A 14,057-nucleotide genomic window follows, 5' to 3' on the forward strand; every position below is an offset into this window, starting at 1 on the left:
AGATGGATTCGATACATGTCACCGGGAACGGGCCGCTGAACGGCGAAATTCCCATCGCGGGGGCCAAGAATGCCTGCCTGACCCTGATGCCCGCCACGCTTCTCAGCGACGAACCGCTGATCCTGACCAATGCGCCGCGCCTCAGCGATATCCGCACCATGTCGATGTTGCTGGAATCGCTGGGTTGCGAGATCACGCCGAATGCGGATGGCACGGTGCAGGAACTGCGAACCGCGCAGATCACCAACCACAAGGCCGAATACGATATCGTGCGCAAGATGCGGGCGTCGATCCTGGTGCTGGGACCGATGCTGGCGCGGGACGGGCAGGCGACCGTGTCGCTTCCCGGCGGCTGTGCCATCGGCGCGCGTCCTGTGGATCTGCACCTGCGCGCGCTTGAGGCGATGGGCGCGGAGCTGGACCTGCGCGATGGATATGTCCACGCCACGGCACGCGGCGGGCTGCGGGGCGGCACGTTCGAATTTCCCATCGTTTCGGTGGGCGCCACGGAAAACGCGCTGATGGCCGCGACCCTGGCCAAGGGCACCACGGTGCTGAAGAACGCCGCGCGGGAGCCGGAGATCGTCGACCTGGCGCTGTGCCTGTCACGCATGGGCGCGCAGATCGATGGCGCCGGCACCGATACGATCACCGTGCAGGGCGTGGACCGTCTGCATGGCGCCACACATGCCGTCGTGACCGACCGGATCGAACTGGGCACCTATATGCTGGCGCCCGCGATCTGCGGAGGGCGTGTCCTGCTGAAGGGCGGGCGCCGCGATCTGGTGTCGGCCTTTTGCGTCAAGCTGGAGGAGGCCGGGATCGGCATCGAGGAAACGCCCGACGGGCTGGTGGTGGAGCGCAAGGGCAACCGCGTGCGCCCGGTGAACGTCGTGACCGAACCTTTCCCCGGCTTTCCCACCGATTTGCAGGCCCAGATGATGGCCCTGCTGTGCACGGCTGACGGCACCTCGGTGCTGGAGGAACGTATCTTCGAGAACCGGTTCATGCACGCCCCGGAACTGACCCGCATGGGCGCCCGGATCGACGTTCAGGGCGGGACGGCCACAGTGCAGGGTGTCGACCGCCTGCGCGGTGCCCCGGTGATGGCGACGGATCTGCGCGCCTCCGTCTCGCTGATTCTGGCTGCGCTGGCCGCCGAGGGTGAGACCGTCGTGAACCGCGTCTACCATCTGGATCGCGGCTATGAGCAGGTGGAACAGAAGCTGTCGGCCTGCGGCGCAAAAATCGAACGGGTGAAAGCAGCATGACCGAAGATGCTCGATTTCAGGACGGCCGGGAGGCGCCGCTGAACCTTGGCGCGCTGGACAGTGACGATCTGTCGGTGTTGTCGGCGTTGGTGCAGGACGCGGTTTTCCCCGTCTCCGAAGTGACCTGGCGCCCGGCGGAACGGCGGTTTGCCATCCTTCTCAACCGCTTTCGCTGGGAGGATGGCGGCCGGGATCGCCACGGGGCCGAGCGGGTGCAATCCGTGCTGGTCATCGACAACGTCCAAACCGTCGCCAGCCAGGGGATGGTGCGGGAAGACCCGGAGATGATCCTGTCGCTGTTGCAGATCGCGTTCGAGCCCGAGGCCGAGCCGCCGGGCGGACACCTGATGCTGACCCTGGCCGGCGATGGCGCGATCCGCCTGAAGGTCGAGGCGCTGGACCTCTCGCTGAAGGACGTGACCCGGCCCTATCGTGCCCCGTCGGGCAAGGCGCCGGACCACGGCGCGTAGTCCGGTCGCGATACTGGGAGGCAGGGCAGGGGCGCGCCGTGCCCGCCGGTGCTGATCGCGTTGCCTGGGGTGCTGGCCGCAGGCCGCGCAGCTCCCGCTTGAGGCCGGGCGCGGCGGCGGCTATGCAGCCTGCGACCAACGGAGTTTGCCATGCCCCATTTCCTGTCCACCGACACCGCCGATTTCGAGGCCCGGTTCACCGCGTTGCTGGGCGCCAAGCGGGAAGACAGCCCCGATGTCGATGATACCGTCGCCGCGATCATCGCCGATGTCCGCGCGCGCGGCGACGCGGCGGTGCTGGAGCTGACGGCAAGATTTGACCGGCTGGAGCTGACCGCCGGGACGCTGGCGTTTTCCGCACAGGAGATCGACGCCCATTGCGCCGCCGTGCCGGCCACGGAACGCGCGGCGCTGGAACAGGCGGCGCAGCGCATCCGCGCCTATCATGTCCGGCAGATGCCGCGCGACGAGATGTGGACCGATCCCGACGGCGCGCGTCTGGGCTGGCGCTGGTCGGCGGTGTCCGCGGCTGGGCTATACGTGCCCGGCGGACTGGCGTCCTACCCGTCCTCGGTCCTGATGAACGCCATCCCGGCCAAGGTCGCGGGTGTCGAACGGCTGGCCATCGCTGTGCCCACGCCGGAGGGCAAGGCCAATCCGCTGGTCCTGCTGGCCGCGCGGCTGGCGGGCGTGGACGAGGTCTACCGCATCGGCGGCGCGCAGGCGATCGCGGCGCTGGCCTATGGCACCGAAACCATTGCACCGGTGGACAAGATCACCGGGCCGGGCAATGCCTTTGTCGCGGCAGCGAAGCGCCGGGTCTTTGGCAAGGTCGGGATCGACATGATCGCCGGCCCGTCCGAAATCCTGATCATCGCCGATGCGGACAATGATCCCGCCTGGCTGGCGCTGGACCTGCTCAGCCAGGCGGAACATGACGAAAGCGCGCAATCCATCCTGATCACCGACGATGCCGCCCTGGCTGACGCGGTGACCCAGGCGGTGGAGCGGCGGCTGGAAACGCTGGACCGGGCGGCCATCGCAGGTGCCAGCTGGCGCGATTTCGGGGCTGTGATCCGGGTCCGCGACATGGCAGAGGCCGCGGCCCTGTCCAACCGGATCGCGCCCGAACACCTGGAACTCTGCGTCGCCGATCCGCAGACGCTGGCCCGTGACTGCATCCATGCGGGGGCGATATTCCTGGGCGCCTGGACGCCGGAGGCGATCGGCGATTACGTCGGCGGCCCGAACCATGTCCTGCCCACGGCGCGGTCGGCGCGATTCTCCTCCGGGTTGTCGGTGATGGATTTCCTCAAGCGCACCACCCTGACGGAGATGAGCCCCCGCGCTCTGGCCGCCATTGGACCTGCGGCGGAAACTCTTGCGAATTCAGAGAGTTTGCAGGCGCATGGCCTGTCGGTGCGGGCGCGGCTGGATCGGCTGAATCAGGGGTGACAAGGGCCGCGCCCTTCCCGTAGGTTTGCATAGCAACGGAACTTTGCTGCGATGCAGCATGTTGTGGCGGTGGGGAGCCCTGCAACCAGCCCGAGGGGATCACATGATCATGTCCCGCATCACCCATATCGACCTGGACGACGCCAATCTGCCGCCGCCAACCCCGGAGATCGAGCAAGAGCGCCGCGTGGCGATCTTTGACCTGATGGAGGAGAACGTCTTCGATCTGCCCAAGCGGGACGATCGGGACGTGCCAGACGGCCCTTACCGGCTGTCGCTGTCGATCCGGGACAAGCGGCTGGTGTTCGACGTGCAGACGGAGGCGGGCCAGCCGGCCGCGCAATTCCTGCTGTCGCTGGGCCCGTTCCGCCAGACGGTCAAGGATTACTGGGCCATCTGCAAAAGCTATTTCGACGCGGTCAAGAACCTGCCCCCGGCCCAGATCGAAACCATCGACATGGCCCGTCGTGGCATCCACGACGAAGGCGCGCGGGTGCTTGTCGAACGCCTGGACGGCAAGGCGCAGGTTGATCACGACACCGCGCGCCGCCTGTTCACCCTGATCTGCGTCCTGCATTTCGGGGGCTGATCCTTGCCGGTGGCTCTGCCCCAGTCTGTGCTGTTCTGCTGCGATCACAACGCGGTCCGCTCGCCCATGGCCGAAGGCATCATGAAGCAGTTCTACGGCGCAGGCACCTACGTGCAATCGGCCGGGGTACATAACGACCTTGAGGTCGACGGCTTTGCCATCGCCGTCTGTCGGGAGATCGGCGTGGCGCTGGAACGACACCGCTCCCGGTCTTTTGACGAAATGCAGGAATGGGGCGATGACCTGTCGTCCTTCGACCTGATCGTCTCCCTCTCGCCGGCCAGCCAACGCCGCGCGCTGGAGCTGACGCGGTACTTTCACCTGACAGTGGAATTCTGGCCGATCATGGACCCCACCGGCATTGGCGAGACGCGGGAGCAGAAGCTGAACGCCTATCGCATGACCCGCGACCAGATCGTGGAGCGGCTGACCGCGAAATGGGGCCCCCCGCAGGAGAGAGCATGACCCGGATCATCCAACGCTATTTCGATGCCTTCAACGCGGGCGATACCCCGGCGATGCTGGAGTGCCTGTCCGACGACGTGGCCCACCATGTGAACGAGGGGGAGGTGCGCCGGGGCAAACCGCTTTTTGCCGATTTCTGTGCCCATATGACCCGCTGCTATGACGAAGAGCTGACGGATATGGTGATTCTCGGCGCGGGCGACCGGGCGGCGGCGGAGTATGTGGTGAACGGCACCTATCTGGCCACCGATTCCGGCCTGCCGGAGGCGCGCGGCCAGACCTATCGCCTGCCGGCGGGATCGTTCTTTACCCTGAATGCGGACGGTCGGATCGCGCGGGTGACGACCTATTACAATCTGGCCGATTGGCTGCGGCAGGTCGCGTGACCCTGCGGATCGACTGGCTGACCGGTCCCGCGCTGGAGGCCGCGCTGGAGGATGTGGCGCGGCTGCGGATCGCGGTGTTTCGCGACTGGCCGTATCTCTATGACGGCGATCTGGACTATGAACGCGGCTACCTTCGGTCCTACTTGTCGCCCGGCGCCATCGTGGTGGCAGCCTTTGACGATACCGGGGAGGGGGCACCGCGCATGGTCGGTGCGGCAACCGGCGCCCCGATGGAGGATCACGCCGCCGATTTCGCTGCCGCCTTTGCCCATCGGCCCGAGGCGCTGACAGATATCTTCTACTGCGCCGAATCGGTGCTGTTGCCCGAATGGCGGGGTCAGGGGGTCGGCCACGCGTTCTTTGATGCGCGAGAGGCGCATGCCCGGCGACTGGGGCGCCACTACGCTGCGTTCTGTGCCGTGGCCCGCCCCGACAGCCATCCGCAACGTCCGGCCTGTCCGCGTGATCTGACGCGGTTCTGGCGCGGACGCGGCTATGCGCCCCTGCCGGATTGCGTGGCGCAATTCCGCTGGCGCGATATCGGCGCGGCAGAGGAGACCCCACATGATCTGCAATTCTGGATGAAACCCCTGGAGCCCGCGCCATGAAGATCGCCGCTGCCGCCTATCCGCTGGACTGGTTCTCCAGCTGGCGGGAATATGAAGAAAAACTGACCCGTTGGGTTCGGGATGGCGCCGAACAGGGGGCCGCACTGCTGGTGTTTCCCGAATACGGGGCGATGGAACTCGTCTCCCTCGCGGGGGAGGAGACGGCCGCCGATCTGGTGCGTGCGGCGCAGGCCGTGTCGGATCTGATGGACGATGTGAATTCGTTGCACCGCGAACTGGCGGCGCGCTTCGGGGTGCATATCCTCGGGGCCTCCGCCCCGGTGGTGACGGAGGGGAGAATCGTCAACCGCGCGCATCTGCATACCCCCAACGGCCAGACCGGTCATCAGGACAAGCAGATCATGACCCTGTGGGAACGCGACCCCTGGGGCGTGCAGGGCCAGGGCCCGCTGCGGGTTTTCGACACGGCGATCGGGCGGATCGCGATCAACATCTGCTATGACAGCGAATTCCCGCTGCTGGCTCGTGCCCAGCGGCAGGCCGATATCCTGCTGGTTCCGTCCTGCACCGACGCGGCAGAGGGATATTGGCGCGTGCGCATCGGCGCGCAGGCCCGAGCCATGGAAAATCAATGCGTTGCGGTCATGTCCTCGGTCATCGGGCCGTTCCCGCAAGTGGAGGCGGTGGACATCAGCACCGGATGCGGAGGCATCTACGGCCCGCCTGATTGCGGTTTTCCGGCCGATGGGGTGATCGCGCAGGGCGCGTTGGATCGGCCGGGCTGGACGGTGGGCGCCGTCGATCCGGCAGCCATTTCGGCGGTGCGTTCGGGCGGAAATGTCCGCCACCGCAGCCATTGGGAGGAGGGGCTCCCGCACGACATCGCGGAACTTTGTACGCTGAAATAGATTATTATCTTGAAGTGCCGGTCGTTTCGCCCCATTTAGGCGCGCATCTGCACATCAGCAGAAGTATGGATGAAGGAGATCACATGGCCAAGGAAGACATTCTCGAATTCCCCGGCGTCGTGAAGGAACTCCTGCCCAATGCGACATTCCGGGTCGAGCTTGAGAACGGCCATGAGATCATCGCACACACGGCAGGCAAGATGCGCAAGAACCGCATCCGTGTTCTGGCCGGCGATCGTGTGCAGGTGGAAATGACCCCCTACGATCTGACCAAGGGCCGGATCAACTACCGGTTCCGGTAAATTCTTCCCAAGGAGGGAGGGGGCCGCGTGACCCCGACATTGATCCTGGGCTCGGGCAGCCCCCGCAGGCTGGAGCTTCTGGCCCAGCTGGGGCTGACCCCAACCGACATTCGCCCCCCAGATATCGACGAGACCCCCGCCAAGGGAGAATTGCCGCGCCCCTATTGCGTGCGCATGGCGCGCGAAAAGGCGCAGGCCGTTCACGCGGTGCCAGATGAAATCGTGCTCTGCGCCGATACCACCGTCGCCCTGGGACGCCGCATCCTGGGCAAACCCGCCGACGCCGGCGAGGCTGCGCAATTCCTGCTGGCCCTGTCGGGCCGCCGGCATCGTGTCATCACTGCCGTCGCGGTGCGCGCGGGCGACCGGATGTGGCAGCGCGACGTGGTCACCGACGTGCGCATGAAACGCCTGTCGGACGATGAGCTGAACGGCTATCTCGCCACCGAGGATTGGCGCGGGAAGGCGGGGGGCTATGGCATTCAAGGTCCGGCGGGGGCGTTCATCCCCTGGATCTCCGGCAGTTTCAGCGCCGTCATGGGCCTGCCCGTGGCCGAAACCGCACAAGTGCTGGCCGCTGCGGGCGTGCCGGTCTGGTCCGCCAGGAAGGATACCGCATGAAGGGTTTTCAGATCGCTCTCGACACGCTGCCCCGGCGCGACGGAGAGAGGGCCGAAGCCGCCGCCCTGCTGGAGGACGGCCAACTGTCCGATCTGCTGATCGACACTGACGATCCGCGCCCCGGCACGATCTACCGCGCCCTGACCGACCGCCCCGTGAAGGGGCAGGGCGGCATGTTCCTGAAGACCCCGGACGGCCCGGCCTTCTTGCGCCAGGTCAAGGGGTTGGCCCCCGGTCAGCCGATCCTGGTGCAGGTCTCCGGCCATGCCGAACCGGGCAAGGCGATTCCAGTCACCGCCCGTCTGCTGTTCAAAAGCCGCTATGCCATCGTCACCCCCGGCGCGCCCGGTATCAACATATCCCGCGCCATCCGGGACGAGGAAATCCGCGTTTCCCTGAACGGGCTGGCCCATGACATCTTCCCCGAGACGGAGGTGGGGCAGGGCGGCGAGGCAGCCGGCTTGATCCTGCGCTCAGCCTGCGCGGCGGCGGACGAGGATGCCGTGGCGGAAGACATCGCCATGATGGCCGATCTCGCCGCCCGCGTTCTGGGCGACGCCGAGGGCGCGCCGGAAAAGCTGCTGGACGGTCCGGGCCCGCATGATCTGGCCTGGCGCGACTGGCCGCAGGCCCAGGTGGAGGACGCGACCGGCAGCTTTGCCACTCTCGGCGTTGACGAGATGATCGCCGCGCTGCGGGGCGGCCGTGTGCCCCTGCCAGGCGCCGGGACGATGTTCGTGGAGCCGACGCGCGCCTGCGTCGCCGTTGACGTGAACACCGGCGCCGACACCAGCCCTGCCGCCGGGCTGAAGGCCAATATCGCCGCCGCCCGCGCTCTGCCGCGCCAGTTGCGCCTGCGTGGGTTGGGCGGGTTGATCTACCTTGACCTTGCGCCCTTTCCCAAGCGGGAGCGGAAGCAGCTGGAAAGCGCGCTGAAGGCCGCGCTGCGCGGCGACGATGTGGAAACGACCGTCTCCGGCTGGTCGGTCCTGGGCAATCTGGAGCTTCAACGCAAACGCGCTCGCCTTCCGCTGGCACCCATCCTGGCAGGACTGTCCGAATGAGCTGCCCGATCTGTGGCGACAACAGCGCCACCACCTATCGCCCCTTCTGCTCTCGCCGCTGTGCGGACCGTGACCTGGCGCGCTGGCTGAACGGCAGCTATGCCGTCCCCTCCACCGCGCCCGAGGACATGGAAGAGGCCGCCGACGCCTTCGAAGAAGCCCTGAGCCGGGACGCCCTCCTCGACGACCCGACCAAGTTGCGTCACTGATCGGCGCCCGTCGCCCCGCCCCCGACTCCGACTCCGATTTCGGGCGCAGGGCCGGTCAACGGATGCCGGATCCGCCTGCGGCGGGCGGCGTGCCTGCCGTCACCGCACCGAAATCCCACGATCTCCGGCCCGGTTCGCATTCCGTCCCTTGTGCTGATCCCGCGTCGGCCGCTTTGACCCGACCAGGCGCGGGCCAAGGTCCCGCGACGTCGGTCACGACAAGGCAGCCGCCCACCCGATGCGGCACGTCTCATTTTCGGTGTCCCCCTTCTCGTTACCCGTGGACAGCACCCGCGCGAGCTCTCCGCGCACCTCCCTCAAGTACTTGGTTTTCCGACATTTCCCACCCATCCTTCGCCCCGTGCCAGGTGCCCTGAAGGCCCCTCTGCACAGCTTCCGCTACGGCCTTGATCTTTTTTGCACTTCCCCTCTGGACAGTCCCGCGCACCTCGCCTAGAACGCCTCCACCCGAAGGCGCTGCCTTCTCCCGTGCCCGGGTAGCTCAGGGGTAGAGCAGTGGATTGAAAATCCTCGTGTCGGTGGTTCGATTCCGCCCCCGGGCACCATTGCAAACAACTGAAATATATAGGTATTTCTGTTGTGAGTACTCACTCAGTGCTGATTTCCATCTCCTCGGGACGACAGCGGGACGACAGACTTCTCTCCTTCATTCGTTGCTTGAAGTCGATAGTCTGGCACATTTGCATTTCCGGCGAAAGCAGATCGACATCACTTCATCTCCAGTCAATCACATGGAGATAACAGATGCATAGCTCAGGAACTGCACACGACGTTCTGCTACCGATCGAACGGGTTTGCGAAATCTTGTCCCGCTCGAAGGCGAGCATTTACCGGGACATCAAGCGTGAAACGTTTCCCAAAGCGCAAAAGCTGGGCCGCTCGAGCCGCTGGCGGCTGTCGCTCATCATGCAAATCGTCGAGGGTACGTACCAGCCAGAATGCTCAAATGAGCTAAATTCAGCGGATGAACCTTCAACTCCTTGTACGGAAGCTTCCTCCGAAACGGCCGTCGCTGAAGAATGCACGGGAGCGCCCCAGGAGGTGCAATAAGCACTGCGCACGTTGCCTTGTGGCTTAACGCATCATGGGGCCGGGCCGGCACCGTTGTCACGCCGGAAGTCAGCGATGGTCTTGTGACCCGGCACCAATCGCCCGGTCACCCACATGACCTCGACGTTCCGCCCGGCCTCGCGCTCCAGCAGACGGCTGGAGGGGATGCGGTTCAGGTAGCCGTAGATGAAGAGCTTGAGCAGAACGGCCGGATGATATCCCGGCCGTCCGGGGCGCGCCGGCGCGTGTCGGGTGAAACCAAGACCGGCCAGATCGAGCTCATCAACGAAAAGGTCCACGACGCGAACCAAGTGATCCTCGCCGATCCAGTCTTCCAGCCGCTCCGGAAAAAGCGTCGTCTGTTCCCGGTCGATCCCTTCGATGAAACCCGACATGCCTGCCCCCGTCTGCCTCGCAGAAGTCTAACATGTCGGGGAGTTTCCACACAGCCTCGGCCCTTACCAGCCGTTCGCATGGCATCGCGCCGCTGCAGTGCAGCGTCTAAGAAGCGGACATCCAAAAACATGCCGATATAAGCCTGACTGAGAATAACTCTTTGCGGCCAGGCTTTGCTCGTCATCGTTATGCATACTGAAAGCACGTGGGAATAATTCAGCCCGCACCAATGGTTCCCAACCAATCCAGAAAAACACCCAACCGGCGCAACCCCGAGACGCGGGTTAGGTAGAGGGCTGAGATATCCAGCGGGGCGGCGTCAAGCTGGCCCGGGAACAGCTCAACCAATCGGCCCGCATCAATGTCATCTGCGATCATGAAATCGGAAAAACGCGAGATGCCAAGCCCGCCTAATACCATCTGGCGCACGGCCTCTCCATTGCCTGCGGTCACCGCGGGGGGGACCGTCACCGGGGTAGACAGACCAGTAAAGCGCAGCGTGTTGATATGATCTGGTGCCGCAAAGCGCACTTGCTCCAGCTTTGCGAGGTCGGTTGGTGTTTTTGGCCAGCCTTTGCGATCAAGGTATTCCGGCGCAGCCACTAATTTCCAAGCCGTGCGCCCCAAGGGGCGGTGCAACATGTCGCTATCAGGCAGCTGGCCCAGCCGAATGGCAACGTCCGCGTGGCTGCCGATAAGGTCCACCAGCGCATCTGTCATGTCGATCGAAAGCTGGATGCCGGGGTATTCCGCACGAAACTCGGCCAGCCGCGGGGCGAGGACATGCAGGACGTAAGGCACAGGCGCATTCACACGCAGTGGTCCGGCGGGGGCCTGTCCACTTGTTGCGATCTCTTGCAGGGCTTCGCTGCGATCCAAAATCTCGCGCGCCTCGGCCAGAACGGCAGCGCCTTCGGGGGTGATCTCGATGGACCGCGTAGTCCGGCGCAGGAGTGTGACTTGCAACTGCTCTTCCAGCCGCGTCACTGACCGGCTGAGTGTTGAGGCAGACACCCCTCTGCGCCGCGCGGATTCAGCAAAGCCCCCATCATCGACGATCCCGACAAAGGCAGCCAAGTCCCCCATGCGCAGCAATTCGTGCAGTTTCTGCAATGATCCATTCCAAACTTGCCTGCTCTCGCAACAGATAGCGACTGGCATATGTGGCGTCGACATCAAATTCACTGGAGAAAACCGATGCCTCTTGCACTCTGGGCGCTGACCATCAGCGCTTTCGCCGTCGGAACGACCGAGTTCGTCATCGTCGGCTTGCTTCCCACGATCGCCGCTGACCTTGGCGTTTCCACCCCCTCCGCTGGCCTGCTCGTCAGCCTCTACGCGCTTGGCGTGACCATCGGCGCGCCGGTGCTGACCGCCATGGCCGACCGCGTGCCACGTAAGACACTTTTGCTTCTGTTGCTGGCTCTGTTCACGCTTGGCAACGCTTATGCCGCCTTTGCGCCGGATTACGGCAGCCTTGTCGCTGCGCGCTTTATCACCGGTCTCGCCCACGGTGTTTTCTTTGCCATCGCCTCGACGATCGCCACCGATCTGGTGGAGCCTGAAAAGGAAAGCTCGGCCATTGCGTTGGTGTTCCTTGGCCTGACGGTGGCGCTGGTGACGGGCGTGCCCTTGGGCACCTTCATTGGCCAAAACTTCGGTTGGCAGTCGACCTTCCTTGGCGTTGTCGCTTTGGGCGTGATCGGCTTCATTGCCTCAGCCGTCTTGGTGCCTGCGAATTTGACCAAGACCGCCTCCGCCGGGATCAAAGCACAGTTGCAGGTACTGACTTCGCCGCGCCTGCTGCTGGTCTATCTGATCACTGCGATCGGCTATGGCGGCAACTTCATCGCCTTCACTTTCCTTGCACCGATGTTGAACGAAGTCACCGGACTGTCCGCAGGCGCCGTTAGCTTGGTGCTGCTGCTCTATGGTGCATCTGTCGCCGTTGGAAACATCGCAGGCGGCAAACTGGCTGACCGGATCGGTGCAGTAGCGTCCTTGACGGTGATCTTTGCTGGCCTTGCGATATCACTGGTCGCACTCGGCGCGTTCTTGACCAGCCCGATTGCAGCCATCGCGGTTGCGGCTTTCTGGGGCGGTTTTGCCTTCGCCAACGTGCCACCACTGCAGTCCTACGTTGTGCAAATTGCGCGCGAAGTCTCACCTGGTGCGGTTGATGTAGCCTCGGGTCTGAACATTGGAGCGTTCAACCTTGGCATTGCCGGTGGCGCATGGGCCGGTGGTCTTGTGGTCGAAGGTATCGGTCTTACCTCGGCACCCTACATTGCTGCCGGAGTTGTGGTTGTCGGAATCGTTCTGGTGCGTCTGTCTGGCCGCCTAAACACAACAACATCCCAAGCAGTTGCTGCTGAATAACCTCACTTGCCCTGCCGTATCTTTATGGCGGCGGGGCAAATCATTGAACTGGAGGTTCGTATCATGTCTGCCCTAAATCTGATTTACAAAGACCGCATGACTTTCGGCATCGAATTGCCACTGGACCGCGACTGGACCGAGGCCGGGCAATACTGCGCCCGTATCGAGGGACGCCCCTTTGGTGTGCCTGACATCTCAAACCCCTCCAAGGGAGTAGAGCTGGCCGAAAGTCTTGGTTTCGATGCGGTCTGGCTGCGGGACGTGCCGGTTCACGATCCCAGCTTCGGGGATGCGGGACAGGTCTTCGATCCGTTCCCCTATCTCGGCTTTCTTGCAGGCCGCACGCGGGGCATTGCACTTGGCACAGCGGGTATCGTCCTGCCGCTGCGGGATCCAATCCTCCTGGCCAAGATGACGGCCAGCCTGCACCATCTATCGGGCGGGCGGTTTATCCTTGGCATTGCGTCCGGGGACCGTCCGGTAGAATACCCTCTGATGGGGCTGGACTATGAGGCCCGCGGAGCCACTTTGCGTGATCGCGTCGGCCAGATGCGCAATCTTTGGTCGGGGGATACGCTGCAGGGGCCGCAAGGTCCGGTCACTGTGCGTCCCTACGTGCCAGAAGGTATCCCGATGGTCATGGCCGGGATGGGCCAACAAAGCCTGCAATGGATCGCCCGCACATTGGACGGCTGGTTCACCTATCCGGGCCCTCCCGATCAGGCCGAGCGCCGCCTGTCGATGTGGCGTCAGGCGCGCACTGATGCTGGCCTACCCCCCGCGCCGGTCCTGTCTGTCATGCACCTGGATCTTGACCCTGATCCCGATGCGCCCTTCCGGCCAATCCAGTTCGGGGGCCGTATGGGTCGCAATGCTCTGACAAATCACGTTCGCTCCCTGCACGCTGCAGGGGTCGCCCACATTGCCTTTAACCTGCGCCAATCACAGCGCGAAATCGAGGACGTTCTGGCCGAGTTAGCCGAGCACGTCATCCCTGAGTTCACCGAGCAAAATAATAAGGAAACAACACTATGAGTATCACCCTTATCGGCCCCGCCCAAATTCCGTCCTTGGGGTTCGGCACCTTTCAACTTGAGCAAGATACCGTAGCCGACATGGTGGCCGCGGCCCTTTCCGAAGGGTTCCGCCATATTGATACGGCGCAGGCCTATGAAAACGAAGAGCAAGTTGGCGAAGGTTTGCGCCACGCCGATGTCCGCCGCGATGAAGTGTTCCTCACCACCAAAATCCTGCCCGAGCACTTCTCGCCAGAAGCCTTCATCGCTGCCACTGATGCGTCTTTGAAACGACTGGGGACCGACTATGTAGACTTGCTGCTACTGCACTGGCCCTCAAAAGATGTGCCTATTGCCGAGACCATTGGCGCGCTGAATGATCTGATTGCTGCGGGCAAAGTTCGTCACGGGGGCGTGTCGAATTTTACCATGGATATGGTTAATCAAGCACAGGAAGCGTTAAACACACCATTGGCCGCCAACCAGATCGAACTGCATCCGCTGATCGACCAAACGCGGATGATCGCTCATCTTGCCAGCAAGGGCGTAGCGGTCGAAGCTTACTGTCCGCTGGCGCAGGGTAAGGTGATGGGAAATGCCGTGCTGCGCGAGATCGGTGCCGCACATGATGCAAGCCCGGCCCAGATTGCGCTGGCCTGGATCCTGAAACGACCCATGAGCATCGCGTTGCCCCGCACAAGCAACCCAGGCCGGCTTGCCGACAACCTCCGTGCCGCAGAGATCGTGCTAAGCGCAGAGGAGATCGCTCGAATTGATGCCCTTGGTACAGCCAAAGGGCGCTTGGTATGCCCGGAGTCGCTCGCGCCAGACTGGGATTGATTATTCACTGGTCCTGCAGAAACCCTGCAGGACCTATACCCGTCGA

The 14,057-nt window shown here is 63.9% G+C and carries 17 protein-coding genes, 1 tRNA gene and 1 pseudogene; 17 read left to right on the forward strand and 2 right to left on the reverse strand.

The annotated features are described in order from the left end of the window. The first annotated feature begins 2 nt into the window (after positions 1–2). The 14 genes from murA to G5A46_RS09960 all read left to right on the forward strand — a co-directional run bounded on the left by murA (position 3) and on the right by G5A46_RS09960 (position 9,380). The gene (gene murA, locus G5A46_RS09895; protein ID WP_163849241.1) at positions 3–1,271 is read left to right on the forward strand and encodes a UDP-N-acetylglucosamine 1-carboxyvinyltransferase; all 1,269 of its coding nucleotides are present in this window, start codon (positions 3–5) and stop codon (positions 1,269–1,271) included. Continuing rightward, complete coding sequence (locus G5A46_RS09900; protein ID WP_163849242.1) at positions 1,268–1,741, forward strand: DUF2948 family protein; 474 nt, start codon at positions 1,268–1,270, stop codon at positions 1,739–1,741. Before murA ends, G5A46_RS09900 begins: the two co-directional genes overlap by 4 nt. A 150-nt stretch (positions 1,742–1,891) precedes the next feature. Then, complete coding sequence (hisD, locus tag G5A46_RS09905) at positions 1,892–3,196, forward strand: histidinol dehydrogenase (protein WP_163849243.1); 1,305 nt, start codon at positions 1,892–1,894, stop codon at positions 3,194–3,196. A 109-nt stretch (positions 3,197–3,305) separates the two neighbouring features. Beyond that, positions 3,306–3,785, forward strand: coding sequence for a UPF0262 family protein (locus tag G5A46_RS09910; protein WP_163849967.1), 480 nt, complete (start codon positions 3,306–3,308; stop codon positions 3,783–3,785). Positions 3,786–3,788: 3 nt separating this feature from the next. Beyond that, complete coding sequence (locus G5A46_RS09915) at positions 3,789–4,250, forward strand: arsenate-mycothiol transferase ArsC (protein ID WP_163849244.1); 462 nt, start codon at positions 3,789–3,791, stop codon at positions 4,248–4,250. After that, positions 4,247–4,636: a ketosteroid isomerase-related protein gene (locus tag G5A46_RS09920; protein ID WP_163849245.1), complete on the forward strand. Its 390-nt coding sequence runs from the start codon at positions 4,247–4,249 to the stop codon at positions 4,634–4,636. Before G5A46_RS09915 ends, G5A46_RS09920 begins: the two co-directional genes overlap by 4 nt. Further along, positions 4,633–5,244 carry a GNAT family N-acetyltransferase gene (locus G5A46_RS09925; RefSeq protein WP_420821354.1) on the forward strand — a complete coding sequence of 204 codons (612 nt, stop codon included), beginning with the start codon at positions 4,633–4,635 and terminating at the stop codon, positions 5,242–5,244. The genes G5A46_RS09920 and G5A46_RS09925 overlap by 4 nt, the downstream gene beginning before the upstream one ends. Next, positions 5,241–6,113, forward strand: coding sequence for a carbon-nitrogen hydrolase family protein (locus G5A46_RS09930; protein WP_163849246.1), 873 nt, complete (start codon positions 5,241–5,243; stop codon positions 6,111–6,113). The genes G5A46_RS09925 and G5A46_RS09930 overlap by 4 nt, the downstream gene beginning before the upstream one ends. Positions 6,114–6,196: 83 nt before the next feature. Then, positions 6,197–6,415: a translation initiation factor IF-1 gene (gene infA / locus G5A46_RS09935; protein ID WP_163849247.1), complete on the forward strand. Its 219-nt coding sequence runs from the start codon at positions 6,197–6,199 to the stop codon at positions 6,413–6,415. Positions 6,416–6,442: 27 nt separating this feature from the next. Beyond that, positions 6,443–7,036, forward strand: coding sequence for a Maf family protein (locus tag G5A46_RS09940; protein WP_239520725.1), 594 nt, complete (start codon positions 6,443–6,445; stop codon positions 7,034–7,036). Beyond that, on the forward strand, positions 7,033–8,100 hold the full coding sequence (locus tag G5A46_RS09945; RefSeq protein ID WP_163849248.1) for a ribonuclease E/G: 1,068 nt from the start codon (positions 7,033–7,035) through the stop codon (positions 8,098–8,100). Before G5A46_RS09940 ends, G5A46_RS09945 begins: the two co-directional genes overlap by 4 nt. Further along, complete coding sequence (locus G5A46_RS09950) at positions 8,097–8,309, forward strand: DNA gyrase inhibitor YacG (RefSeq protein WP_163849249.1); 213 nt, start codon at positions 8,097–8,099, stop codon at positions 8,307–8,309. Before G5A46_RS09945 ends, G5A46_RS09950 begins: the two co-directional genes overlap by 4 nt. Positions 8,310–8,800: 491 nt before the next feature. Further along, a tRNA-Phe gene (locus tag G5A46_RS09955) sits at positions 8,801–8,875 on the forward strand. A gap of 199 nt (positions 8,876–9,074) precedes the next feature. Next, entirely contained in the window at positions 9,075–9,380 is a 306-nt protein-coding gene (locus G5A46_RS09960; protein WP_163849250.1) for a helix-turn-helix transcriptional regulator, read from the forward strand. Positions 9,381–9,430: 50 nt separating this feature from the next. Here G5A46_RS09960 and G5A46_RS09965 read toward each other — a convergent pair. Then, positions 9,431–9,775: pseudogene (locus G5A46_RS09965) on the reverse strand (transposase); the annotation flags it as partial. A gap of 217 nt (positions 9,776–9,992) precedes the next feature. Beyond that, positions 9,993–10,889, reverse strand: coding sequence for a LysR family transcriptional regulator (locus tag G5A46_RS09970; protein WP_163849251.1), 897 nt, complete (start codon positions 10,887–10,889; stop codon positions 9,993–9,995). An 84-nt stretch (positions 10,890–10,973) separates the two neighbouring features. Between G5A46_RS09970 and G5A46_RS09975 the strand changes: the two genes are divergently transcribed. The 3 genes from G5A46_RS09975 to G5A46_RS09985 all read left to right on the forward strand — a co-directional run bounded on the left by G5A46_RS09975 (position 10,974) and on the right by G5A46_RS09985 (position 14,011). Then, complete coding sequence (locus G5A46_RS09975; RefSeq protein ID WP_163849252.1) at positions 10,974–12,155, forward strand: MFS transporter; 1,182 nt, start codon at positions 10,974–10,976, stop codon at positions 12,153–12,155. A gap of 63 nt (positions 12,156–12,218) precedes the next feature. After that, entirely contained in the window at positions 12,219–13,190 is a 972-nt protein-coding gene (locus tag G5A46_RS09980; RefSeq protein ID WP_163849253.1) for a TIGR03571 family LLM class oxidoreductase, read from the forward strand. Beyond that, positions 13,187–14,011, forward strand: a complete 825-nt coding sequence (locus G5A46_RS09985) for an aldo/keto reductase (RefSeq protein WP_163849254.1) — start codon at positions 13,187–13,189, stop codon at positions 14,009–14,011. Before G5A46_RS09980 ends, G5A46_RS09985 begins: the two co-directional genes overlap by 4 nt. Positions 14,012–14,057 lie beyond the last annotated feature (46 nt).

Source organism: Pseudooceanicola aestuarii (genome assembly GCF_010614805.1).
Lineage (GTDB): Bacteria > Pseudomonadota > Alphaproteobacteria > Rhodobacterales > Rhodobacteraceae > Pseudooceanicola > Pseudooceanicola aestuarii.